General features: G+C 70.0%; 32 protein-coding genes. 1 reads left to right on the top strand and 31 read right to left on the bottom strand.

All coding sequences use genetic code 11. The features are described from left to right. Positions 1 to 21 precede the first annotated feature (21 nt). From V1258_RS07355 to V1258_RS07250, 22 genes are all read right to left on the bottom strand, one after another. On the bottom strand, positions 22 to 2,283 hold the full coding sequence (locus V1258_RS07355; RefSeq protein ID WP_329749015.1) for a polysaccharide pyruvyl transferase family protein: 2,262 nt from the start codon (positions 2,281 to 2,283) through the stop codon (positions 22 to 24). A gap of 38 nt (positions 2,284 to 2,321) precedes the next feature. Then, positions 2,322 to 4,385 carry an S-layer homology domain-containing protein gene (locus V1258_RS07350; protein WP_329749014.1) on the bottom strand — a complete coding sequence of 688 codons (2,064 nt, stop codon included), beginning with the start codon at positions 4,383 to 4,385 and terminating at the stop codon, positions 2,322 to 2,324. Positions 4,386 to 4,663: 278 nt separating this feature from the next. Next, positions 4,664 to 5,194 (bottom strand): 50S ribosomal protein L17, encoded by a 531-nt coding sequence (gene rplQ, locus V1258_RS07345; RefSeq protein WP_329749013.1) that lies wholly within the window; start codon positions 5,192 to 5,194, stop codon positions 4,664 to 4,666. 30 nt (positions 5,195 to 5,224) lie between these two features. Further along, entirely contained in the window at positions 5,225 to 6,220 is a 996-nt protein-coding gene (locus tag V1258_RS07340; RefSeq protein ID WP_329747486.1) for a DNA-directed RNA polymerase subunit alpha, read from the bottom strand. A 123-nt stretch (positions 6,221 to 6,343) separates the two neighbouring features. Then, positions 6,344 to 6,748 (bottom strand): 30S ribosomal protein S11, encoded by a 405-nt coding sequence (gene rpsK, locus V1258_RS07335; protein WP_329747485.1) that lies wholly within the window; start codon positions 6,746 to 6,748, stop codon positions 6,344 to 6,346. Positions 6,749 to 6,849: 101 nt separating this feature from the next. Then, positions 6,850 to 7,224 (bottom strand): 30S ribosomal protein S13, encoded by a 375-nt coding sequence (gene rpsM / locus V1258_RS07330; RefSeq protein ID WP_329747484.1) that lies wholly within the window; start codon positions 7,222 to 7,224, stop codon positions 6,850 to 6,852. 187 nt (positions 7,225 to 7,411) lie between these two features. Beyond that, positions 7,412 to 7,525, bottom strand: coding sequence for a 50S ribosomal protein L36 (gene rpmJ, locus V1258_RS07325; RefSeq protein ID WP_010532506.1), 114 nt, complete (start codon positions 7,523 to 7,525; stop codon positions 7,412 to 7,414). A gap of 21 nt (positions 7,526 to 7,546) precedes the next feature. Next, positions 7,547 to 7,768, bottom strand: a complete 222-nt coding sequence (infA, locus tag V1258_RS07320; RefSeq protein ID WP_010532507.1) for a translation initiation factor IF-1 — start codon at positions 7,766 to 7,768, stop codon at positions 7,547 to 7,549. Positions 7,769 to 8,034: 266 nt separating this feature from the next. Next, complete coding sequence (map, locus tag V1258_RS07315; protein WP_329749012.1) at positions 8,035 to 8,883, bottom strand: type I methionyl aminopeptidase; 849 nt, start codon at positions 8,881 to 8,883, stop codon at positions 8,035 to 8,037. Beyond that, on the bottom strand, positions 8,880 to 9,482 hold the full coding sequence (locus V1258_RS07310; protein ID WP_329749011.1) for an adenylate kinase: 603 nt from the start codon (positions 9,480 to 9,482) through the stop codon (positions 8,880 to 8,882). The genes map and V1258_RS07310 overlap by 4 nt, the downstream gene beginning before the upstream one ends. Further along, complete coding sequence (secY, locus tag V1258_RS07305; RefSeq protein WP_329749010.1) at positions 9,479 to 10,783, bottom strand: preprotein translocase subunit SecY; 1,305 nt, start codon at positions 10,781 to 10,783, stop codon at positions 9,479 to 9,481. Before secY ends, V1258_RS07310 begins: the two co-directional genes overlap by 4 nt. 157 nt (positions 10,784 to 10,940) lie before the next feature. Then, positions 10,941 to 11,405 (bottom strand): 50S ribosomal protein L15, encoded by a 465-nt coding sequence (gene rplO, locus V1258_RS07300; RefSeq protein WP_329747480.1) that lies wholly within the window; start codon positions 11,403 to 11,405, stop codon positions 10,941 to 10,943. Between the two features lie 5 nt (positions 11,406 to 11,410). Further along, on the bottom strand, positions 11,411 to 11,593 hold the full coding sequence (gene rpmD / locus V1258_RS07295) for a 50S ribosomal protein L30 (protein WP_329747525.1): 183 nt from the start codon (positions 11,591 to 11,593) through the stop codon (positions 11,411 to 11,413). Continuing rightward, positions 11,590 to 12,279: a 30S ribosomal protein S5 gene (gene rpsE, locus V1258_RS07290; protein WP_329747479.1), complete on the bottom strand. Its 690-nt coding sequence runs from the start codon at positions 12,277 to 12,279 to the stop codon at positions 11,590 to 11,592. The genes rpmD and rpsE overlap by 4 nt, the downstream gene beginning before the upstream one ends. Before the next feature lie 37 nt (positions 12,280 to 12,316). After that, the gene (gene rplR, locus V1258_RS07285) at positions 12,317 to 12,703 is read right to left on the bottom strand and encodes a 50S ribosomal protein L18 (RefSeq protein WP_329747478.1); all 387 of its coding nucleotides are present in this window, start codon (positions 12,701 to 12,703) and stop codon (positions 12,317 to 12,319) included. A 2-nt stretch (positions 12,704 to 12,705) separates the two neighbouring features. Then, positions 12,706 to 13,248 (bottom strand): 50S ribosomal protein L6, encoded by a 543-nt coding sequence (rplF, locus tag V1258_RS07280; protein WP_329747477.1) that lies wholly within the window; start codon positions 13,246 to 13,248, stop codon positions 12,706 to 12,708. A gap of 22 nt (positions 13,249 to 13,270) precedes the next feature. After that, entirely contained in the window at positions 13,271 to 13,669 is a 399-nt protein-coding gene (gene rpsH / locus V1258_RS07275; protein ID WP_329747476.1) for a 30S ribosomal protein S8, read from the bottom strand. A gap of 70 nt (positions 13,670 to 13,739) precedes the next feature. Then, a complete protein-coding gene (locus V1258_RS07270; RefSeq protein WP_329747475.1) occupies positions 13,740 to 13,925 on the bottom strand; it encodes a type Z 30S ribosomal protein S14 in 186 nt (61 codons plus the stop codon). 1 nt (position 13,926) lies between these two features. Next, positions 13,927 to 14,499 carry a 50S ribosomal protein L5 gene (gene rplE / locus V1258_RS07265; RefSeq protein WP_329747474.1) on the bottom strand — a complete coding sequence of 191 codons (573 nt, stop codon included), beginning with the start codon at positions 14,497 to 14,499 and terminating at the stop codon, positions 13,927 to 13,929. Beyond that, a complete protein-coding gene (gene rplX, locus V1258_RS07260; protein WP_329747473.1) occupies positions 14,499 to 14,885 on the bottom strand; it encodes a 50S ribosomal protein L24 in 387 nt (128 codons plus the stop codon). Before rplX ends, rplE begins: the two co-directional genes overlap by 1 nt. Before the next feature lies 1 nt (position 14,886). Then, the gene (gene rplN, locus V1258_RS07255; protein WP_329747472.1) at positions 14,887 to 15,255 is read right to left on the bottom strand and encodes a 50S ribosomal protein L14; all 369 of its coding nucleotides are present in this window, start codon (positions 15,253 to 15,255) and stop codon (positions 14,887 to 14,889) included. A 427-nt stretch (positions 15,256 to 15,682) separates the two neighbouring features. Then, entirely contained in the window at positions 15,683 to 16,891 is a 1,209-nt protein-coding gene (locus V1258_RS07250; RefSeq protein ID WP_329749009.1) for an MFS transporter, read from the bottom strand. Between the two features lie 33 nt (positions 16,892 to 16,924). Here V1258_RS07250 and V1258_RS07245 point away from each other — a divergent pair, with 33 nt between their 5' ends. After that, positions 16,925 to 17,332, top strand: a complete 408-nt coding sequence (locus V1258_RS07245; RefSeq protein WP_329749008.1) for a hypothetical protein — start codon at positions 16,925 to 16,927, stop codon at positions 17,330 to 17,332. Between the two features lie 131 nt (positions 17,333 to 17,463). Here V1258_RS07245 and rpsQ read toward each other — a convergent pair whose 3' ends face one another. From rpsQ to rplD, 9 genes are read right to left on the bottom strand one after another with little or no spacing between them, the layout of a single operon-like run. After that, complete coding sequence (rpsQ, locus tag V1258_RS07240) at positions 17,464 to 17,778, bottom strand: 30S ribosomal protein S17 (RefSeq protein ID WP_329747470.1); 315 nt, start codon at positions 17,776 to 17,778, stop codon at positions 17,464 to 17,466. Positions 17,779 to 17,798: 20 nt separating this feature from the next. Next, on the bottom strand, positions 17,799 to 18,032 hold the full coding sequence (gene rpmC / locus V1258_RS07235) for a 50S ribosomal protein L29 (protein WP_329749007.1): 234 nt from the start codon (positions 18,030 to 18,032) through the stop codon (positions 17,799 to 17,801). Beyond that, positions 18,032 to 18,451 (bottom strand): 50S ribosomal protein L16, encoded by a 420-nt coding sequence (rplP, locus tag V1258_RS07230; RefSeq protein ID WP_329747468.1) that lies wholly within the window; start codon positions 18,449 to 18,451, stop codon positions 18,032 to 18,034. The genes rpmC and rplP overlap by 1 nt, the downstream gene beginning before the upstream one ends. Positions 18,452 to 18,456: 5 nt before the next feature. Further along, on the bottom strand, positions 18,457 to 19,296 hold the full coding sequence (gene rpsC / locus V1258_RS07225; protein WP_329747467.1) for a 30S ribosomal protein S3: 840 nt from the start codon (positions 19,294 to 19,296) through the stop codon (positions 18,457 to 18,459). Positions 19,297 to 19,308: 12 nt separating this feature from the next. Continuing rightward, positions 19,309 to 19,662, bottom strand: a complete 354-nt coding sequence (rplV, locus tag V1258_RS07220) for a 50S ribosomal protein L22 (protein ID WP_184324232.1) — start codon at positions 19,660 to 19,662, stop codon at positions 19,309 to 19,311. Positions 19,663 to 19,714: 52 nt separating this feature from the next. Continuing rightward, the gene (gene rpsS, locus V1258_RS07215) at positions 19,715 to 19,996 is read right to left on the bottom strand and encodes a 30S ribosomal protein S19 (RefSeq protein WP_010532528.1); all 282 of its coding nucleotides are present in this window, start codon (positions 19,994 to 19,996) and stop codon (positions 19,715 to 19,717) included. Between the two features lie 15 nt (positions 19,997 to 20,011). Continuing rightward, positions 20,012 to 20,848 (bottom strand): 50S ribosomal protein L2, encoded by an 837-nt coding sequence (gene rplB, locus V1258_RS07210; RefSeq protein ID WP_329747466.1) that lies wholly within the window; start codon positions 20,846 to 20,848, stop codon positions 20,012 to 20,014. Positions 20,849 to 20,894: 46 nt separating this feature from the next. Then, positions 20,895 to 21,197, bottom strand: a complete 303-nt coding sequence (gene rplW / locus V1258_RS07205; RefSeq protein WP_329747465.1) for a 50S ribosomal protein L23 — start codon at positions 21,195 to 21,197, stop codon at positions 20,895 to 20,897. Further along, on the bottom strand, positions 21,194 to 22,132 hold the full coding sequence (gene rplD / locus V1258_RS07200) for a 50S ribosomal protein L4, sunset domain variant (protein ID WP_329749006.1): 939 nt from the start codon (positions 22,130 to 22,132) through the stop codon (positions 21,194 to 21,196). The genes rplW and rplD overlap by 4 nt, the downstream gene beginning before the upstream one ends. Position 22,133: the final 1 nt, after the last annotated feature.

Below are 22,133 nucleotides of genomic sequence, written 5' to 3'. Positions count from 1 at the left end.
GGCCGCTCAGTTGCCGCCGGTTCAGCGGCCGCGTCGCACCCGGCGATAGGCTCGTCGGCCCAGCTCCTCGAGCGGGGACCGGCGGCCCCTCAGCGCGGCGACCTCCTCGCGCAGCGCGCGCAGCTCCTCGAGAATGCGCTCCTCGCTGCGCTCGACCGTGCTCTCGGTGTTCTTGGCGAGGAACAGCGGCAGGCCGATCCCGTTCTCGCGGGTCCATTCCCGCAGCGCGCGCTCCCGCAGCACGGCGTCGAAGTGCCGGTGGCCGTCGCTCATCGCGTACATCGAATTGCTGCTCGCCCCCGCGGCGTCGCGTCGATGACGCCACTGCGCGAGCGGACGATCCAGGAATCCCACCTCGGCATGCTGCAGCAGCGCGAGATGGAAGGCGTAGTCGCCCACGACCGGCAGCGACTCGTCGTACTCGCCGATCGCCTCGTGGACGCGGCGGCGGTGGAGCATCGCGATGGGCACGTTGCGGTTCACGGCCAGGTAGTCGACCAGCCGCACCCCGGCGATCTCGGGCCAGGAGGGGAACACCTCGTCCTCGACGAAGCCCGTCGCCGTCTCGTGCTCATGCACGATCAGGGTGCGCACCACCACCGCCTCCTGCTCGGGATGGGCCTCGAGGTGGGCGAGTGTCTCCTGCAGGAAGGTGGCGTGCCAGGTGTCGTCGTCGTCGTGGACGGCGACGTGCGGCGCGGAGCTCGCCCGCAGGCCCTCGTTGCTCGCGGCCTCCATCCCGGAGGACGCGGTGCGGTGGCGGACGCGGATCCGCCCCGCGGCCTCGCCCTCGTGGCGGGCGAGCACGGCGTCCACCGCGGCGGCATCGCCCGCGTCGTCGACCACCACGAGCTCCCAGTCCTGCCGGGTCTGGGCGAGGACGTCCTGGATCGCGCGGTCCAGCAGGCGCAGCCGGTCGCGGGTGCGGAGGATGATCGCGGCCGACGGCGCGGGCGCCGCGTCGACCGCGGTGCTGTAGGGCGCGAGGGCCCGGCGCAGCGGCTCGGGCCAGCGCTGCTGCGGCTCCGGTCCGGGCTCCACGGCGGCGGCGACCTCGGTCGCGGACCGCGCGCCGGTGAGCACGTCGACGACCCCGTCCCACCAGGACTCCCCGGCGGAGCGCAGGGCGCCGGCCCGCGCGCGCAGGTGCTCGTGCTCGGCGGGACGGGCGGCGACGAGGGCGTCCGCCACCTCGTCCACCAGGGCCGAGGGACCGCCGGTGCGCGGATCCCAGAGCGCCGCGAGCGGCACGGCGCCGCCCGCGAGACCGTGGGCGCGCAGGGCGCCGTCCATGCGGGTGGCCCCGTAGCGGTTCAGCGGCACCGCGAGCACCGCGGCCCCGGCGGCGGCACCGAAGACGACCGGGTGGAACCGGGTGCTGAGGACCCAGCCGGCCGCGCTGGTGCGCGCCGCGGACGCGGTGTCGAGCTCGATCGGCAGCTGCTCCACCTCGGCGGAGACCCGGGAGGCCACCTCCCGGTGCAGGTCGAGGTCTCCCCCGCCGCTGTCCGGATCGGCCATGTGGGGCACCATCTGCACCCGGGCGCCGGTGCGGGCGACCACGGCGTCGATCAGCGCTGCGGCGATGCCCGCGTACTGCTCGCGGGGGAAGGGATCGCCGTCCCCGCCCAGGGTCACCGAGAGCAGCCGCTCGTCGAGCACCGGAGGCGTGCCGTCCTCCGGGAGGCCGAGCCCGTGGGCGTCGTCGAGGACCTGCACGATCGCGGGATGCTCGGGGGCGATCTGCCGGGCGATCCGCACGCTCAGCGCATCCCGCAGACCCACCAGGTCGCAGGCGTCGAGCAGGGAGCGCACCGCCGCGCGATCGGCGTCGGTGAGCTCGGGGCCGAGGCTCTGCCCGCTGAGCACGACGCGCTTGCCGAGGGAGCGGGCCGCCTCCGCGGTGGCGATGCGCTCATCGAGCAGCCAGCCGTAGCGGGAGGTGAGGCTGCCGCCGCCGCCGATCACGAGGGCGTCGACCTCCCGCAGCCGCTCGAGGATGCCGTGGAGCTTGTCCTCCGCCGGGAGGGCGTCCCGCTCCCCCGCGAGGACGCGGCGGATCTCGCCGAGATAGGCGGCGCGCTGCTCGAGCGGCCAGGGGAAGGTGAGCGCGGGCAGGGTGCGGGCCGCGGCCCGCCCGCCCGGACCGTACTTCTCGTGCCGGCTGATGCGCGTGACCTGGAGGCCCCGCGCTTCGAGCCGACGGGTGGTCGCGGTCGCGATCGCCTCGTCCCCGACGTGGTAGACGGTCTGGTCGACATCGCACAGCAGGGCGACCCTCACCGGCATCTCCTTCGTGAAGGGGCCGGTCGCTCAGCGCGTCACAGCCCGCGGTACTCCATCCAGCGGACCATGAAGGCCGCCATCGCGTCGCGGGCGATCGCATCCCTCGGCCGGAAGGTGCCGTCCGGCCAGCCGGTGGTGATGCCGGTGCTCGCGAGCCAGGTGATCTCCCGCGCGAACTGGTGGTTCGCCGGGACGTCCCGGAAGGGGCTGCCGGCGCGGACCGCCGGGCTCCCGGAAGCACGGTACAGGAAAGCCGCGACGGCCCCGCGCTCGATCGATGCGGTGGGGCGGAAGGTGCGATCGGGCCATCCCTCGACGATCCCCTGGGCCCGACCCCAGGTGACCTCCTTGTAGTACATGCGGCTGCGCGGCATGTCCGTGAACGGGGAGGTGGTGGGCGGGGTGAAGGCGGGCTTGCCCAGCGCGCGGTAGAGGAAGACCACCATCGCGTCGCGCTGGATCGGGGAGAGCGGACGGTAGGTGCCGTCGGGCCAGCCGGTGGTGATTCCGCGCCCGGCGAGCTCCTCGATCTCCTCCTTGTACATGGTCCCCGGGGGGACGTCCACGAAGCGGGCGGCGCCGAAGCTGACGGTGCCCGAGCGGGAGACGGCCACGCCGTTCTCGAACTCCTGCGAGAAGGTCGTACCGTTCGTGCTCACGCCGCTTGTCGGCCGTCCCCAGGACTGCTCCCAGTCCGGTCCGAAGGGGGTGGCGTAGCCCGCGGCGTTCCCGCCGCTCTGGAGCACGAGCCCCTTGGTGAGCAGGGTCGCGGTGTACGAGCCGGTGGTGTGGGCGCCCTCGACGACGGTGCCCAGGACCGCCTCGCCGCCCGCCCCCTGGAAGGCCCACAGGTGCTCCTTCCAGCCGCTGTCGATCTGCTTCTGGGCGGCGCTGCGGAGGGAGGCGAGCTTCGCGTAGAGCGAGTCACCGGGGCACTCGGTGCTGTTCACGTCGCGATGGGCGAAGAGCACGGGGAGGGTCACGGTCTTCCCGGCGGGGAACTTGGTGCCGGAGCCCGGGGTCCAGGTGGCGCTCGAGGTGGCGGAGGTGTGGAAGGTGCTCAGCAGCTTCCAGCCCACCACCCGGGCGACGGCGGAGGTCGCCGCTGCCGGCACCGTGCCCGAGGAGTAGTTCCCCATCACCGAGATGCCGAAGCTCCCGGTGTTGAAGCCGTAGGCGTGGGCGCCGATGATGTTCCGGTGCAGCCCGCCGTGGCGGCCCTCGAAGATCTGCCCGTACTTGGAGACGAGCACGTTGTAGCCGATGTCCGCCCAGCCCAGGGACTGGGTGTGGTACGTGAGGATGCCGCGCACGATCTGCGCGGACTGGCTCGAGGTGTAATTGTTGGTGCCGGCGGTGTGGTGCAGCACCACGCCCTTGAGGCGCTTCGCACCGCTCGTGCCGCGCACCAGGGACTCATCGGCGCCCCAGGCGGCGCGCGAGGTGATCGTCGGGGCGCCCGGGCCGACGGCGGAGGTCGACGCGGGGGCGGCGAAAGTCGTGATCCGGGCGGCCTTCGGGCTGGCCTCGGACTGCTCGCCGCTGTCCTCCGTCTCCGCGGCGGCGACCGCCTCCTCCGCGACGCTCTCGTCGTCGGGGGCGGCCGAGGTGGTGACGAGGTGGGCGACCGCGTGCTCGGAGGCATCGGCGCCGTCGACCTCGACCCGGATCTGGAGCGCCTGGACCACCCCGATCCAGGCCGCCTCGGTGCCGGGCGCGTCCTCGCCCGTCTGCGGGTCCTCGGCGGTCTCGAGCAGCTCCCACGCGGTCCAGGACCCGTCCGACTGCAGCCCGCGCACCTGCACCGTCGGCGCGTCCGCCGCCGCGGGCCAGGTCACGCCCACCATCGTGGCGGGCTGCTGCGGGAGGTCGCGCACGGGGGCGCCGTCCACCTCGATCAGCTCCGCCTCGGACAGGGGCACGTCCACGACGCGGGTCTCCCCGCCGGTGACGGCGGGATCGGCGTTCGCGGGCGCGGCGCTCAGGGCGAGGGAGGCGCCGGGGACGGCGACGGCCGCGGCGGCGAGGAGACCCCGCCGGCTGAGCGCGGAGGTCGAGGACTGGGGGGCGGAGGCGGGGGGAAGCGACCGCTGGGACATGATGAGCTCCGGGTGTCGACGTACTGCGGACGGGCACCATCGGGACGGGGCCCGCCGTCCACCGTAGACCACCCCGGGAGGGGTCCCGATGACCATATGGTCACGATCTCCCACCTGTTCCAGAACATTTCGGGACAGACTGCCGGACGTCCCCGCCACCTCGTGGCGCCATCCCATGCCGCCGCCCCGGACCTGTGCCCCGGGAGATGCGTCGAGGGCGGGTCGGGGGATCACTCCCTCGACCCGCCCTCGGCGGTGCAGCGGTTCGCGACCGGGCCTCAGGCCTTGTCGGTCTCCTCGGCAGCGGCGGTATCGTCCGCGGCGGTGGTCTCCTCCGCGGTCTCGACGACCGGGGTCTCCTCGGCGGTGACGTCGGCATCCTCGGCGGCGGGCTTCGCAGCGTTCTTCGCGGCGCCCTCGGCCTCCTTGACGACGGCCTGCTTCGGCGAGTACGCCTCCTGGACCAGCTCGATCACGGCCATGGGGGCGTTGTCGCCCTTGCGCGGCGCGACCTTGGTGATCCGGGTGTAGCCACCGGGACGCTCGGCGAAGGTGGGGGCGATCTCCTCGAAGAGCGAGTAGACGACGCCCTTGTCGCGGATGCTGCGCATCACGCGGCGACGGGAGGCGAGGTCGCCCTTCTTGGCCTGGGTGATCAGGCGCTCGGCGACGGGACGCAGGCGCTTGGCCCGCGTCTCGGTGGTGGTGATCGCCTTGTGGCGGAACAGCTCGGTGGCGAGGCCCGAGAGGATCATCCGCTCGTGCGCGGGGGACCCGCCGAGGCGCGCGCCCTTGGTGGGTGCAGGCATGGTCGTTCTCCTAGTGGATAAGTGTGAAGGTCAGTACTGGTCGCCGAAGTCGTCCGAGTAGGACTCGAGCGCGGACGGATCGAACCCGGCCGGGGAGTCCTTCAGCGACAGCCCGAGCTCCGCGAGCTTCGCCTTGACCTCGTCGATGGACTTCTGCCCGAAGTTGCGGATGTCGAGCAGGTCGGCCTCGGAACGCGCGGTCAGCTCGCCGACGGTGTGCACACCCTCGCGCATGAGGCAGTTGTACGAGCGGACCGTGAGGTTCAGGTCGTTGATCGGCAGGGCCAGATCGGCGGCCAGGGCCTGATCGGTCGGCGAGGGGCCGATCTCGATGCCCTCCGCCTCCTGGTTCAACTCGTGGGCCAGGCCGAACAGCTCGACCAGGGTCTTGCCCGCGGAGGCCATGGCATCGCGCGGGGAGATGGCGGGCTTCGTCTCGACGTCGACGATGAGCTTGTCGAAGTCGGTGCGCTGCTCGACACGGGTCGCCTCGACCTTGTAGGTCACCTTGAGGACCGGCGAGTAGATCGAGTCGACCGGGACGCGGCCGATCTCGCCGTCGATGCCCTTGTTCTGCGCGGCGGAGACGTAGCCGCGACCGCGCTCGACGATCAGCTCGATCTCCAGGCGGCCCTTCTCGTTGAGGGTCGCGATGTGCAGGTCGGGGTTGTGGATCTCCACACCGGCGGGCGGGGTGATGTCGGCGGCGGTGACGCGGCCGGACTCCTCGCGACGCAGGTACATCACGACGGGCTCGTCGTTCTCGGAGGAGACGACGAGGTTCTTGATGTTGAGGATGACCTCGGTGACGTCCTCCTTGACCCCGGGGACGGTGCTGAACTCGTGCAGCACGCCGTCGATGCGGATCGAGGTGACCGCGGCGCCGGGGATGGAGGACAGGAGGGTGCGGCGCAGGGAGTTGCCGAGGGTGTAGCCGAAGCCCGGCTCGAGCGGCTCGATGACGAACCGGGAGCGGTTGTCCGACACGACCTCTTCGGTCAGCGTGGGGCGCTGTGCAATGAGCACTGGTGATCCTTTCCGCGAGCGTCCGCCATATGACGCTCAGAAGGGGGCGGTGGGCCTAGAGGTGGATGGTTCCAGGTGCCGACGGCGGTGCGGGCTCCGGGCCCGGCACCGCCGTCTGCGAGGTCAGACGCGGCGGCGCTTGGCCGGGCGGGTGCCGTTGTGCGGCTGCGGGGTGACGTCCTGGATGGAGCCGACCTCGAGGCCGGTCGCGGTGAGCGAGCGGATCGCGGTCTCGCGGCCCGAGCCCGGGCCCTTCACGAAGACGTCGACCTTCTTCATGCCGTGCTCCTGCGCGCGGCGGGCAGCGGCCTCGGCGGCCATCTGCGCGGCGTAGGGGGTTGACTTGCGCGAGCCCTTGAAGCCGACCTGGCCGGCGGAGGCCCAGGAGATGACGGCGCCGGTGGGGTCGGTGATCGACACGATCGTGTTGTTGAACGTGCTCTTGATGTAGGCCTGGCCGTTGACGACGTTCTTCTTGTCCTTGCGACGCGGCTTGCGCGCTGCGGCCTGACGGGTCTTGGTTGCCATGCGGCAGAACTCCTCTGGTGGGTGTGTGGGGCGCCGGATCCCTCAGCGGCGCGAGGTGCTAACGGGGTGCGAAGACGCGCTCCGACGGCAGGAGCCGTGGATCAGCGGGCCTTCTTCTTGCCGGCGACGGTGCGCTTGGGGCCCTTGCGGGTACGCGCGTTGGTCTTGGTGCGCTGGCCGCGCACGGGCAGACCACGGCGGTGACGCAGGCCCTGGTAGCTGCCGATCTCCACCTTGCGGCGGATGTCGGCGGCCACCTCGCGGCGGAGGTCACCCTCGACCATGTAGTTCGCCTCGATGTGATCACGCAGCTGGACGAGCTCCTCGTCGGTCAGCTCCTTCACACGCTTGTCGCCGGACACCCCGGTGGCGGCCAGGGTCTCCAGGGCACGGGTACGACCCACGCCGAAGATGTACGTCAGGGCGATCTCGACCCGCTTCTCGCGCGGAAGATCCACTCCCACCAGACGTGCCATAGCAGTTCTCTCCTACTTGTCTCGGAGGCCTGATCCGACACCTCGCCGCGGGCTGCTCCCGTGGCGCCGCAGCCTCCGACTGCGGGTGACCGGCCGTGCCGGTGGTGTCGTCTCTTCTGTTGTGTGGTGCCCGCTGGGCGGGCGGTGCCCCTCGTGAGGGGCGGTCACGGCGGTGCCGCGGCTGGACTCAGCCCTGGCGCTGCTTGTGACGGGGGTTCGAGCAGATGACCATGACGCGCGAGTGGCGACGGATCACCTTGCAGTTGTCACAGATCGGCTTGACGCTCGGCTTGACCTTCATAGCTTCCTTCTCCCGGGACGATCACTTGTAGCGGTAGACGATGCGGCCTCGGTCGAGGTCATAGGGGCTCAGCTCGACGACCACGCGGTCCTCGGGAAGGATGCGGATGTAGTGCTGGCGCATCTTCCCGGAGATGTGCGCGAGCACCTTGTGCCCGTTGTCGAGCTCGACGCGGAAACGCGCATTCGCGAGCGCCTCCGTGACCGTGCCCTCGACCTCGATCACGCCGTCCTTCTTGGCCATGCCTCCCCAATCTCTCGTCCCCGGCGCACCGGGGACCGAGTTCCGCATTCCTGGTCCTGACCCTCCCCCGCCGGATGGCGCAGGTCGAGGTCACGGGCGGGCCGAGGCGCAGCGTCGACGTCGGTCCCCGGACCGGACGGGCCGGAACGGGGGTCGTGGCGACGGGTCTGCGCGACCGCATGCGAGGAACGCGCGCGGAGCACACCCAGTCGTCCAGCGTACACGCGGCTCGCCGCAGGGGCGAGAGTGCAGGGCGATGATGCCCGTCACGCTCCGGGGGCCGTGAGCGGGTCGGGGGCCGCCCGGATCCCGCGCCGGCCGAGCTCCTCGGCGCCGCCGTCGCCTTCGGTGAGCACCACCAGTCCCTGTTCGGTGACCGCGACGGAGTGCTCCCAGTGCGCGGCGCGGCCGCCGGAGAGGGCGCGGACGGTCCACTCGTCCTCGTCCATCTCCCAGGCGCCGTCGCCCTGGATGAGCATCGGCTCGATCGCGACGCAGAGGCCGGGGCGGATCTTCGGGCCGCGGGTGCGGGTGCGGTAGTTCATGACGTCGGGGGCCTGGTGCATGGCGGTGCCGATGCCGTGGCCGCCGAAGCCCTCGAGGTGGGAGAGCGTCTCCCCCGCCTCGGCCTCGACGAGGTCCTCGATCGCGGCGCCGACGTCGCCGACCCGCTGCGCGGTGGCGAGCGCGGCGATGCCGGCCCACAGGGCCTCGCGGGCGATCCGCACGAGGTCCTCGTCGGCCGTGGAGCGCGGCTCCCCGACGATGTGCGTGCGCGCGGCATCGGAGTGCCAGCCGTCGATGATCAGTCCGCCGTCGATGGAGACGACGTCGCCCTCGGCGAGGACGGTGTCGTCGGGGATGCCGTGCACGACGACTTCGTTGACGCTGATGCACAGCGTCGCGGGGTAGCCCTGGTAGCCGAGGAAGTTCGGCACGGCGCCCTCGTCGCGGATCATCGTGTGGGCGAGCTCGTCCAGACGCTTCGTGGTCACTCCCGGCCGCACGTGCTCGGCGAGCATGTCGTGGACCCGGTGCAGCAGATGACCGCTGCGGCGCATGACCGCGATCTGCTCGGGGGTCTTCAGCTCCACGCGCTCCGGGAGGATGCTCATCGGGTGCGCAGCGCCTCGCGCAGAGCGGCGGTGACCTCGTCGATCGACGCCATGCCGTCGACGCGGCGGACCAGCCCGCGCGCCTCGTACACGTCGATCAGCGGGGTGGTCTGCGCCGCGTACACCGAGAGCCGGTGGCGGATGGTCTCCTCGGTGTCGTCGCTGCGACCGGACTCGCGGCCGCGCTCGATGAGGCGCTCGACGACCGTGTCGTCGTCGGCCTCGAGCAGCAGCACCGCGTCGAGGGCGGCGCCGAGGTCGGCGAGGATCCCGTCGAGCGCGTCGACCTGGTCGAGAGTGCGCGGGTAGCCGTCCAGCAGGAAGCCGTCCGCGGCGTCCGCCTCGGCGAGGCGGGAGCGGACCATGTCGTTGGTGACCGAGTCCGGCACGTACTCGCCTTTGTCCATGTAGGACTTCGCGAGGACGCCCAGCTCCGTCTCGCCCGCGACGTTCGCGCGGAAGATGTCGCCGGTGGAGATCGCGGGGATCCCCGCCTCGGCAGCGAGGCGCGCGGCCTGGGTGCCCTTGCCGGCCCCGGGCGGGCCCACGATGAGCAGGCGGCGGGCGGTGGTCTCGGCGGAGGTGTCGGGGGTGGTCACCGGAGGATCCCTTCGTAGTGGTGCTGCTGGAGCTTCGCGTCGATCTGCTTCACGGTGTCGAGGCCGACGCCGATGATGATCAGCACGGACACTCCGCCCAGCGGGAAGTTCTGCGAGGCCCCCAGGTAGACGAGGGCGAGGAGCGGGATCACGGAGATCACCGCGAGGTAGATCGCACCGGGGGTCTGGATCCGGTTGATCACGTAGCGCAGGTAGCGCTCGGTCGGTCGGCCCGCGCGCACGTTGGGCACGAAGCCGCCGTACTTCTTCATGTTGTCGGCGATCTCCTCCGCGTTGAAGGTGATCGACGTGTAGAAGAAGGCGAAGAAGACGATCAGGGCGATGTAGACCGCGGCGTAGATCCACGAGAACGAGATGCCCATGACCAGGTGGGCGTTGACCCACTGGACCCAGCCAGCCGAGGGGTCGCCGAAGCTCGCGGCCATCTGCGGCAGCGCGAGGATCGAGCTGGCGAAGATGACGGGGATGACGCCGGCCTGGTTGACCTTGATCGGGATGTAGGTGGAGGTCCCGCCGTACATGCGGCGGCCCACCATGCGCTTGGCGTACTGCACGGGGATGCGGCGCTGGGACTGCTCGACGAAGACGATGCCGATCATGACCAGCAGGGCCACGAGGATCACGAGGGAGAAGGTCATCCAGCCCTGCAGCTGCCAGACCTGGCCCATGGCGCCCGGGAAGGATGCGGCGATCGAGGTGAAGATCAGCAGGGACATGCCGTTGCCGATGCCGCGCTCGGTGATCATCTCGCCCATGAACATGATCAGCACGGTGCCGACGGTCATGGTGAGGACCATCAGCAGCTGCGCCGGGATCGACTGGTCGGGGACCAGCGTCAGGTTGCAGCCCACGAAGAACTGGCCCGAGCGGACCAGGGTGATGATCGTGGTGGCCTGGAGGATCGCGAGACCGATCGTCAGGTAGCGGGTGTACTGCGTGAGCTTCTGGGTCCCGGCCGCGCCTTCCTTGTGGAGCGCCTCGAACCGCGGGATCACCACGCGCAGCAGCTGCACGATGATCGAGGCGGTGATGTACGGCATCACGCCCAGCGAGAAGATGGACAGCTGGAGCAGCGCGCCGCCGGAGAACATGTTGACCATGCCCAGCGCGCCGCCGCCCCCGGCGCCGAGCGCCTGGTCCGCGCACACCATGACGTTGGTGGCATCGAAGCCCGGGGTGGGGATGAAGACGCCGATCCGATAGATCGCGATCATCCCCAGGGTGAAGAGGATCTTCGCCCTCAGCTCGGGAGTGCGCAGGACGCGCACGAACGAGTTCACGAGTTTTCCCTCCTGGAGGTCCGGGGACAGGACCATAGGCGTCCCGGTCCGTCCCGGCGCCTGCGGCTGCGCCGCGGCTCTCGGACCGGCCCCGCATACGACGACGGGGCACCGCGGCACAGAATATTCTGCGCCGCGATGCCCCGTCAAAAACGAGTCACGCGGTGGTGACGGACCCGCCGGCCGCCGCGATCTTCTGCTCCGCCGACGCGGAGAACTTCTGCGCGGTGATGTCGAGCTTGACGCTCACCTCACCGGTGCCCAGCACCTTGACGGGCTGGTTCTTGCGCACGGCGCCCTTCGCGACGAGGTCCTCGACCGTGACGGTGCCGCCCTCGGGGAACAGCTCCTGCAGGGTCGACAGGTTCACGACCTGGTACTCGACGCGGAACGGGTTGGTGAAGCCGCGCAGCTTCGGGAGGCGCATATGCATCGGCATCTGGCCGCCCTCGAAGCCGACGGGCACCTGGTAGCGGGCCTTGGTGCCCTTGGTGCCACGACCGGCGGTCTTACCCTTGGACGCCTCACCACGGCCGACGCGGGTGCGTGCGGTCTTGGAGCCGGGCGCCGGGCGCAAGTCGTGCAGCTTCAGCGGGTTCTGGTTATCGGACTGGTCTGCCATAGAGATCACTCCACCTCTTCGAACGTCACCAGGTGGGTGACGGCGCGGATCATGCCGCGGATCTCAGGGCGGTCCTCCTTCACCACCGAGTCACCGATGCGCTTGAGGCCGAGGCCTCGCAGGGTGGCTCGCTGGCTCTGGGTGCCGCCGATCTCGGAACGGATCTGGGTCACCTTGATCTGCATCAGGCACCCACCTTCTCGGCGCGGGCCGCGGCGCGACCCTCGGCCTGGGCGCGCAGGAGCGCCGCCGGGGCGACGTCCTCGACCGCGAGGCCACGGCGCGCGGCCACGGCCTCCGGCTCCTCGAGCCGCTTGAGGGCGTCGACGGTCGCCCGCACGATGTTGATCGCGTTGGTCGAGCCGAGCGACTTGGAGAGCACGTCGTGCACGCCGGCGCACTCGAGGACCGCACGCACCGGACCGCCGGCGATCACGCCGGTACCCGGAGCGGCCGGGCGCAGCAGGACGACGCCCGCCGCATCCTCACCCTGGACGGGGTGGACGACGGTGCCCTGGATGCGGGGGACGCGGAAGAAGTTCTTCTTCGCCTCCTCGACACCCTTGGAGATCGCCGCCGGCACCTCCTTGGCCTTGCCGTAGCCGACACCGACGGTGCCGTCGCCGTCACCCACCACCACGAGGGCGGTGAAGGAGAAACGACGGCCGCCCTTGACGACCTTGGACACGCGGTTGATGCTCACGACGCGCTCGAGGAACGCCGACTTCTCGGCCTCCTGCTGCGCGCCGCGGCCGCGGCCCTGACGACCCCCGCGGTCGCCGCCCTGGCGGCCGCCGCGATCGTCGTTGCTCGTGGAGTTCTCGCCCCGTCGGCCGGAGGCCGCGGGACCGTTGCTTCGCTGCTGTGCAGCCATGTTCAGATCCTCTTCTCGTCCTGGGTCCGGGCGGCGATCACAGCGCCAGGCCGGCCTCGCGGGCGCCGTCAGCGACGGCGGCCACACGGCCGTGGTACTTGTTGCCGCCGCGGTCGAACACGACGGAGTCGATCCCGGCGGCCTTGGCGCGCTCGGCGACGAGGGTGCCGACGGTGCGGGCCTTGTCGGACTTCGACGCCTCGGTGCCGCGCAGGTCCTTCTCCATGGTCGAGGCCGACGCGATGGTCTTCCCCAGCGCATCGTCGACGACCTGGACGAACACGTGACGGGCCGAACGGGTGACGACCAGGCGCGGACGCTGGGCCGTGCCGACGACACGGCGACGCACGCGCAGGTGGCGACGCCCGCGGGAACGCAGGCGGGAGCCGGCCTTGCCCTTGGTGTGCTTGAGTGCGTACCCCATGATCACTTACCAGCCTTTCCGGCCTTGCGGACCACGGTCTCGTCCGCGTAGCGCACGCCCTTGCCCTTGTAGGGCTCGGGCTTGCGGATCTTGCGGATGTTCGCGGCGACCTCGCCCACCTGCTGCTTGCTGATGCCGCTCACCGAGAACTTGGTGGGCGACTCGACGGCGAAGGTGATCCCCGCGGGGGCCTTCACGACGACGGGGTGGGAGAAGCCGAGGGCGAACTCGAGGTCCGAGCCCTTCGCGACCACGCGGTAACCGGTGCCCACGATCTCGAGCTTCTTCGTGTAGCCCTCGGTGACACCGAGGACCATGTTGTTGATGAGGGTGCGGGTCAGGCCGTGCAGGGCACGGCTGGTGCGCTCCTCGTCGGGGCGGTCGACGACGATGCTGCCGTCCTCACCACGGGTGACCGTGATGGGCGCGGGCACGTCGTGCGAGAGCTCGCCCTTGGGGCCCGTCACCGTGACGGTGGAGCCCTCGATGGTGACGTTCTGGACAGAGGCCGGCACTGCGACCGGCAGGCGTCCGATGCGGGACATAGCTAGTGGTCTCCTCTCCCGCTCACCAGATGTAGGCGAGGACTTCCCCACCCACACCCTTCTTGGCAGCCTGCTTGTCGGTCAGGAGGCCGGAGGACGTGGACAGGATCGCCACGCCCAGGCCGCCGAGGACCTTGGGCAGGTTGGTGGACTTCGCGTACACGCGCAGGCCGGGCTTCGAGATGCGGCGCACCCCGGAGATGGCGCGCTCACGGCTGTCCGAGTACTTGAGCTCGAGGACGAGGTTCTTGCCCACCTCGGCCTCCTCCTCGCGCCAGCCCAGGATGTAGCCCTCGGCCTTCAGGATGTCCGCGATACGGCTCTTCAGCTTCGAGTACGGCATGGACGCGGTCTCGTGGTACGCCCCGGAGGCGTTCCGGATCCGCGTCAGCATGTCCGCGATCGGGTCGGTCATGGTCATGTCAGTTGCTTCTTCCTCACCTGGTTTCCCTCAGGGCCTCGCGGCTCCCTGGGACCTGTGGCGATAGTCCTTACCAGCTGCTCTTGGTGACGCCGGGGAGCTCGCCGCGATGGGCCATCTCGCGCAGGCAGACACGGCAGAGACCGAACTTGCGGTACACCGAGTGCGGGCGACCGCACTTCTGGCACCGGGTGTAGGCGCGCACCGCGAACTTCGGCTTGCGCTCCGACTTCTTGATCAGGGCTGTCTTGGCCATATCAGTTCTCCTTGAAGGGGAAGCCGAGCAGCTTCAGCAGCGCGCGTCCCTCGTCGTCGGTCTTCGCGGTGGTCACGACCGTGATGTCCATACCGCGGACGCGGTCGATCTTGTCCTGATCGATCTCGTGGAACATGACCTGCTCGGTCAGACCGAAGGTGTAGTTCCCGTTGCCATCGAAGTGGTTCGGCGACATGCCGCGGAAGTCGCGGATGCGCGGGAGCGCGGTGGACAGCAGGCGGTCCAGGAACTCCCACATGCGGGCGCCGCGCAGCGTGACGTGCGCGCCGATCGGCATGCCCTCGCGCAGCTTGAACTGCGCGATGGACTTGCGGGCCTTGGTGACCTGCGGCTTCTGACCGGTGATGGCGGTGAGATCCTTGATCGCACCGTCGATGACCTTCGAGTCGCGAGCGGCGTCGCCGACGCCCATGTTCACGACGATCTTGGTCAGACCGGGGACCAGCATGACGTTGGAGTAGCTGAACTGCTCGGTCAGCTGCGCCTTGATGGTCTCGTTGTACTTCGTCTTGAGGCGCGGGGTGGGCACCTCGGTGATGGTGGTCTCAGACATCAGATGTCCTTCCCGGAGCGCTTGGCGAAGCGGACGCGGACCTGCTTGGTGCGGCCGTTCTCGAGCTCCACCGTCTCGACGCGGTAGCCGATCTTGGTGGGCTTGTTGTCCTCGGGGTCGACGAGCGCCACGTTGGAGACGTGGAGCGGCGCCTCGCGCTGCTCGATGCCGCCCGCGCCGCCGGCCTGGTTGGGCTTGACGTGGTGGGTACGACGGTTGACGCCCTCGACCAGCACGCGCTGGGTGTCGGGGAACACCTGCAGGACACGGCCCTGCTTGCCCTTGTCACCGGCGTCGAGGCCGCGCTTGGCGGCCTTGTCGGCGTCGCTGGTGCGGCCGCTGATGACCTGGACCAGGTCGCCCTTCTTGATCTTCATCTTTGCCATGTCACAGCACCTCCGGTGCCAGCGAGATGATCTTCATGAAGCGCTTGTCGCGCAGCTCGCGGCCGACCGGGCCGAAGATGCGCGTCCCGCGCGGCTCGCCGTCGGCCTTGAGGATCACCGCCGCGTTCTCGTCGAAGCGGATGTAGGAACCGTCGGCACGGCGACGCTCCTTGGACGTGCGGACGACGACCGCCTTGACGACGTCGCCCTTCTTGACGTTGCCACCGGGGATGGCGTCCTTGACGGTCGCCACGATGGTGTCGCCGATGCTGGCGTAACGGCGACCGGAGCCACCGAGAACACGGATGCACAGGATTTCCTTGGCACCGGTGTTGTCGGCGACCTTCAGTCGCGACTCCTGCTGAATCACTCGATCTCCTATCGTCTCACCGGTTCTCTTCCCACCCGCGGAGCGGGCCGGCCGAGCCTGGCGGAACGGAATGTGGACTGTGCCCGATGCCGTCCCGATCGGGATCCGATCGGCGACGTCGCCGTCGACCGGTCCCGGGCACCAAAAAACCCTCGGCCGGACTCAGGCACTGGCAGGATGAACGCGGGGCGTTCGCCGTAGGTGCGAGGTCTCCGACGAGGACGGATCTGGTGGCACCGGATCCTGTCGCGGACGGACACGGGCGCTCGCGGGGCGAGCGGACGCAGCCGTCCGGCAACCGTCCAAGCGTACGCCTGCGGGCGGCGGCGTGTCACCCCGTCGAGGGCGGCCGACGGGTGTGGGCTTGCTTACCCGTCACCCCGTCGGCCGCCCTCGGGACGATAACCGCTGCCGCTGCTGCGGCGGCTCAGACGCTCCCGGCCAGCTGGCCGCGCTGCTCGTCATCGAGGTCGACGACGGGGATGGCGGCGGTCCCCGGCAGCGGCTCGCCCGCGGCGTCGACCGCCATGGCGACCTCCTCGTGGGGCAAGGGCATCTCCTCGAGGTGCAGCAGCGGGTTGTCATCCTGGGTGGCGACGAGCTCCTCGGCCTCGGCCCCGTCCTCGACCGTCGGGAAGGAGCCGATCAGCGGGGTCTGCGCCGTCTCGGTCATCCAGCGCATGGCCACCAGCATGATCACGGAGAAGAACATGACCCAGTAGGCGGGCATGAGCTGCACGCCGGTGAGGTCGATGAGCGCCTGCGCGATGAGCGGGGTTGTGCCGCCGAAGGCGGAGACCGCGACGTTGAAGGACAGGCCCATCGCGGCGTAGCGCACGGCGGTCGGGAACATGGCCGGGAGGGTCGAGGCGAAGATCGCGAGGTACAGCGCCGTGGGGATCGCGAAGAGGAACATCGCGAGCTGGATCAGCCAGTAGTGCCCGGTGAGCATGATCGCGAAGGACGGCACCGAGAGGACGAGGGTCGAGATCACGGCGAGCATCAGAACCTTCTTGCGCCCGATCCGGTCCGAGAGCCGGCCGATCAGCGGCAGGCTGAGCGCGACGACGACCATCGCGGGAATCGTCGCGATCGCGGACTCCATCTCGTCCAGGCCCAGCTGACTGCCGAGGAAGGTGGGCATGTAGCTGGTGAGGGTGTAGCCGACCGTGTTGCCCGCGGCGACCAGCACGATGGCGACCAGCAGCGCCTGACGGTGGTCCCGCAACAGTCCGCGCAGGCCGGTGCGGGTGAGGGACTCGTCGACGTCGTCCTGCTGGGCGGACTCCTCGGCGGCCTCGAAGGCCGGGGTCTCGGGGATCCGCGCGCGGAAGTAGATCGCGATCGCGCCGAGGGGCACCGCGACGAGGAACGGGATGCGCCAGCCCCAGTCGGCGAAGGCGGTCTCGCCCCAGCCGCTGCCCACCGCGAAGTGGGTCAGGGCGACGGTCGCGGCACCGGCGGCGAAGCCGAGGTACGAGCCGACGTCCAACCAGGAGGAGAAGTAGCCGCGACGGCGGTCGGAGGAGAACTCGGCGACGTAGGTCGACGCGCCGGCGTACTCACCGCCGGTCGAGAAGCCCTGGACCATCTTCAGGGCGTAGAGGAGGAAGGCCGGCGGAGTGAGGGCGCCCACTGCCCCGACGGGCCGGGCGCCTAGACTCACCGCATGATCGACATCGACGTCGCCCTCCGCCTGCGCGCGGCGGGCCTGCCCTGGGACCCCGAGGACGGGGACCGCTTCGCCCTGGATACCGAGGATCTCCGCGAGGAGTCCTTCCTCCTCGCCTCGATGGTGGTCGAGCGAGCCCGCGGGCGCACCGGCACCGCGGTGCTCCGGTTCAACGGCACCACCGAATGGGCTCTCGACTCGGTCGAGCAGCACGAGGCGGTGTGGCTCCCCCGCGAGGACCAGCTGCGCTCCGCCCTCGGGACCGCCTTCCGCGCCCTGCGCCGGACCGACGACGGCGGCTTCGCGGTCGATGTGCTCCTGCCCGGTGGGGAGGAGCGGACGATCCCGGCTCCCAGCGCGGAGGACGCCCTGGCTGGGGCGCTGCTGGTGACGCTCTCCGCCTGAGCGCAGCCCGCGACGCAGGACGTCCCGGACGACGCAGGACATCCCGGAGACGCCGACGGGCCGGTCCCTCCCCCGCAGGGGACGGACCGGCCCGTCGTGGCGATCAGTCGGTCGTCAGGACGACCGTCGGATCACTTGGCCTTCTCGATGATCTCCACCAGGCGCCACCGCTTCGAAGCGGAGAGCGGGCGGGTCTCCATGAGGAGCACGCGGTCGCCGATGCCGGCCGAGTTCTCCTCGTCGTGAGCCTTGAACTTGTTGGTCTTGGTCGTGACCTTGCCGTAGCGAGCGTGCTTCACACGCTCCTCGACCTCGACGACGATGGTCTTGTCCATCTTGTCGGAGACCACGTAGCCGCGGATCGTCTTGCGGTAGGGGCGCTCGTGGGAGGAGGCGTGGGCGCCGTCCTTCTGGAGCTCCTCGACCTCAGGGGTGTTCTCAGTCATCTCTGTTCCTCGCTTCGCGGTCACTCGGCGGAGCCGGGGGCCTGGCGGATGCCCAGCTCGCGCTCGCGCAGGATCGTGTAGATCCGCGCGATGTCCTTCTTGACGGACCGCAGGCGGCCGGAGCTCTCGAGCTGACCGGTGGCGGACTGGAAACGAAGCTTGAACAGCTCGTCCTTGGCCTTCGCCAGCTCGTCGGCCAGCTTGGCGTCGTCCAGCTTGTCCAGTTCATCGGCGGTGAGCTTGGTCGCTGCCATCAGATGTCACCACCCTCTCGGCTCAGAATGCGGCACTTCATGGGGAGCTTGTGCATCGCCAGGCGCAGGGCCTCGCGAGCAACCTCCTCGTCGACGCCGGCGATCTCGAACATGACCCGTCCCGGCTTGATGTTGGCGATCCACCACTCGACCGAACCCTTACCGGAGCCCATGCGGACCTCGGCAGGCTTCTTGGTGAGCGGACGATCGGGGTAGATGTTGATGTACACCTTGCCGCCACGCTTCATGTAGCGGGTCATGGCGATACGAGCCGCCTCGATCTGGCGGTTGGTGACGTAGGCCGGCGCGAGCGCCTGGATGCCGTAGTCGCCGAACGCGAGATCGGTGCCGCCCTTGGCCATGCCGCTGCGGGTCGGGTGGTGCTGCTTGCGGTGCTTGGTCCTGCGAGGGATCAGCATGTCGCTCAGGCCTCCGTTCCGGACTGCTGTGCGGGAGCCTCCGCCTGCTCGGCGGGAGCGGTGGACTGCGCTGCAGCCTCCGTGGTCTCCCGACGGGCGCCGGCGTTGCGCTCGTTACGACGGCCGCGGGGGCGCTCGGCGCGGGGACCGCGTCCGCCGCGCGGACCCTGACCCTGCGACGCTGCGGCCTGGGCCGCGAGCTCCTTGGCGGTGACGTCGCCGTTGTAGATCCACACCTTCACGCCGATGCGGCCGAAGGCGGTGCGGGCCTCGTGGAAGCCGTAGTCGATGTTCGCGCGGAGGGTGTGCAGCGGCACGCGCCCCTCGCGGTAGAACTCGTTACGGCTCATCTCGGCGCCGCCGAGGCGGCCGGAGACCGCCACGCGGATGCCCTTGGCGCCGGCGCGCTGAGCGGACTGCATGCTCTTGCGCATCGCGCGGCGGAAGGACACGCGAGCAGCGAGCTGCTCGGCGATGCCCTGCGCCACGAGCTGGGCGTCGGCCTCGGGGTTCTTGACCTCGAGGATGTTCAGCTGGATCTGCTTGCCGGTGAGCTTCTCGAGCTCACCGCGGAGGCGCTCGGCCTCCGCGCCGCGGCGACCGATCACGATGCCCGGGCGGGCGGTGTGCAGGTCCACGCGGACACGATCACGGGTGCGCTCGATCTCGACCTTGGAGATGCCGGCCCGCTCGAGACCCTCGGACATGAGCTTGCGGATCGCGACGTCTTCCTTCACGTAATCGCGGTACCGCTGCCCCTCCTTGGTGGAATCGGCGAACCACCGGCTGCTGTGCTCCGTGGTGATCCCGAGGCGGAACCCGTTCGGATTGACCTTCTGGCCCATTCGCTTGGCTCCTTACTTGTTCACGGGAGCGACCACCACGGTGACGTGGCTGGTGCGCTTCTTGATCTGGAAGGCACGACCCTGAGCTCGCGGCTGGAACCGCTTCATGGTCGGACCCTCATCGACATAGGCGGCGGACACGACGAGCTCGCGCTCGTCGAAGCGCTCCCCCGCCTGGTCTGCCTTCACCCGCGCGTTGGCGATCGCGGACTCGACGAGCTTGAGGACGGGCTCGCTGGCTGCCTGCGGAGCGAACCGCAGGGTGTCCAGGGCCTCGGCCGTGCTCTTGCCACGAATCAGGTCGACAACGCGGCGAGCCTTCATGGGCGACATGCGGAGGTACCGCACCTGCGCCTTGGCTTCCATTGCTTCCTGCTTTCTCTCGAATTCGAGAAGCGCAGTCGCTGCTGACCGGAGGTCAGCGACGACGGCCCTTCTTGTCGTCCTTCTCGTGGCCCTTGAAAGTCCGCGTGGGGGCGAACTCGCCGAGCTTGTGGCCGACCATCGACTCGGTGACGAACACCGTGACGTGCTTCCGACCGTCGTGCACTGCGAAGGTGTGGCCGAGGAAGTCCGGGGTGATGACCGAACGACGCGACCAGGTCTTGATCAGGTTCTTGGTGCCCTTTTCGTTCTGAGCGTCCACCTTCTTCTGAAGGTGATCGTCGACGAACGGGCCCTTGGCGATACTGCGAGGCATTGGTGATTCTCCCTATCAGCGCTTCTTGCCGGTCCGACGACGGCGCACGATGAGCTTGTCGCTCTCCTTGCCCGGCTTTCGGGTACGGCCCTCGGGCTGACCCCAGGGCGACACCGGATGACGACCACCGGAGGTGCGGCCCTCGCCACCACCGTGCGGGTGGTCGACCGGGTTCATGACCACGCCACGGACGTGGGGGCGCTTGCCCTTCCAGCGCATGCGGCCGGCCTTGCCCCAGTTGATGTTGGACTGCTCGGCGTTGCCGACCTCGCCGATGGTGGCGCGGCAGCGGGCGTCGACGTTGCGGATCTCGCCGGAGGGCATACGCAGCTGGGCGTACGGGCCCTCCTTGGCGACGAGCTGCACGGAGGCGCCGGCCGAGCGCGCGATCTTCGCGCCGCCGCCGGGGCGGAGCTCGATCGCGTGGATCACGGTGCCCAGCGGGATGTTGCGCAAGGGCAGGTTGTTGCCGGGCTTGATGTCCGCGGCAGGACCGTTCTCGATCCAGTCGCCCTGACGCAGCTTGGCCGGGGCGAGGATGTAACGCTTCTCGCCGTCGGCGTAGTGCAGCAGCGCGATGCGCGCGGTGCGGTTGGGGTCGTACTCGATGTGCGCGACCTTGGCGTTCACGCCGTCCTTGTCGTGACGACGGAAGTCGATCACGCGGTAGGCGCGCTTGTGACCGCCGCCCCGGTGACGGGACGTGATGCGGCCGTTGTTGTTGCGGCCGCCGCTCTTGGACAGCGGACGCACCAGGGACTTCTCCGGCGTGGACCGGGTGACCTCGACGAAGTCGGAGCCACTCGAGCCGCGACGACCGGGAGTGGTCGGCTTGCTCTTACGAATTGCCATGTGGGTTTCCCTCAGACTCTCTTCGGCTCTTCGGATGTCGGCCGCCTCAGGCGACCGACCCTCCGAAGATGTCGATGGCTCCGTCGTTCAGGGTCACGATGGCGCGCTTGGTGTCCTTGCGCTTGCCCATCCCGAAGCGCGTGCGACGCGCCTTGCCCTGACGGTTGATCGTGTTCACCGAGGCCACCTTGACGTCGAAGATCTTCTCGACGGCGATCTTGATCTCGGTCTTGTTCGCATCGCCGGCGACGACGAAGGTGTACTTGCCCTCGTCCATCAGGCCGTAGCTCTTCTCGGAGACGACCGGGGCCAGCAGGATGTCGCGGGGATCCTTGTTCAGCGCGCTCACTTGGCGGCCTCCTCATCGGACGAGGCGGACTCCTTGACAGCGTTCACGAATCCGGCGGCCTTGGCGGCCCCCTCGGTCGCGAACCAGACCTCGGCCTTGGTGCGGCCGTACCACGGGGAGTCCGGGGTGTGGAACTTCATCGAGCCCTGGTTGCCCTTGATGTCGAAGCCCTCGGGAGCGGAGCCGTCGGCCAGGGGGGCCGCGGAACCCGCGCCGTGGGGGCCCTCCTCCACCGCAGCGGCCGGGGCCGGGGCGGCGGACGCCGCGCGAGCGGCGGCGAAGGACGAGGTGGGCAGGGCCAGGGTCGCCTGAGCCACGAAGTCCTCGAGCGCACCGGCGGTGAACACGACGTCGTCGGAGAGCATGACGTCGTAGGTGTTCACCTGGTCCGCGTACAGGACGTGGGTGGTCGGCAGGTTGCGCGAGCTCAGCGCGCCCAGATCGTCGTCACGCGACACGACGACCAGCAGGTGCCGGCGGTCGGAGACGTGGGACAGGGTCACGCGGACGGCCTTGGTGGACGGGGCGTCGCCCGCGAGGAGCGAGGAGACCACGTGCACGCGACCGTTGCGGGCGCGATCGGAGAGGGCACCGCGCAGCGCGGCAGCCTTCATCTTCTTGGGGGTGCGCTGGCTGTAGTCGCGCGGCACCGGGCCGTGGACCGTGCCGCCGCCGGTGAACTGCGGGGCGCGCAGCGAGCCCTGACGGGCACGACCGGTGCCCTTCTGCTTCCAGGGCTTCTTGCCGCCGCCGCGGACCTCGCCGCGGGTCTTGGCCTGGTGGGTGCCCTGACGGGCCGCCGCCTGCTGGGCGACGACGACCTGGTGGATCAGGGGGACGTTGGTCTGCACGTCGAAGATCGACGCGGGCAGCTCGACGGAGCCGGACTTCTTGCCGGCCGGATCGAGCACGTCGACGGTCAGGTTGGCTGCCATC

The organism is Brachybacterium sp. J153, from assembly GCF_036311905.1.
In the GTDB taxonomy this organism is placed as follows: domain Bacteria; phylum Actinomycetota; class Actinomycetes; order Actinomycetales; family Dermabacteraceae; genus Brachybacterium.
The sequence above is the reverse complement of the archived record's forward strand: the minus strand, read 5'-3'. Positions and strand labels throughout refer to the sequence as shown.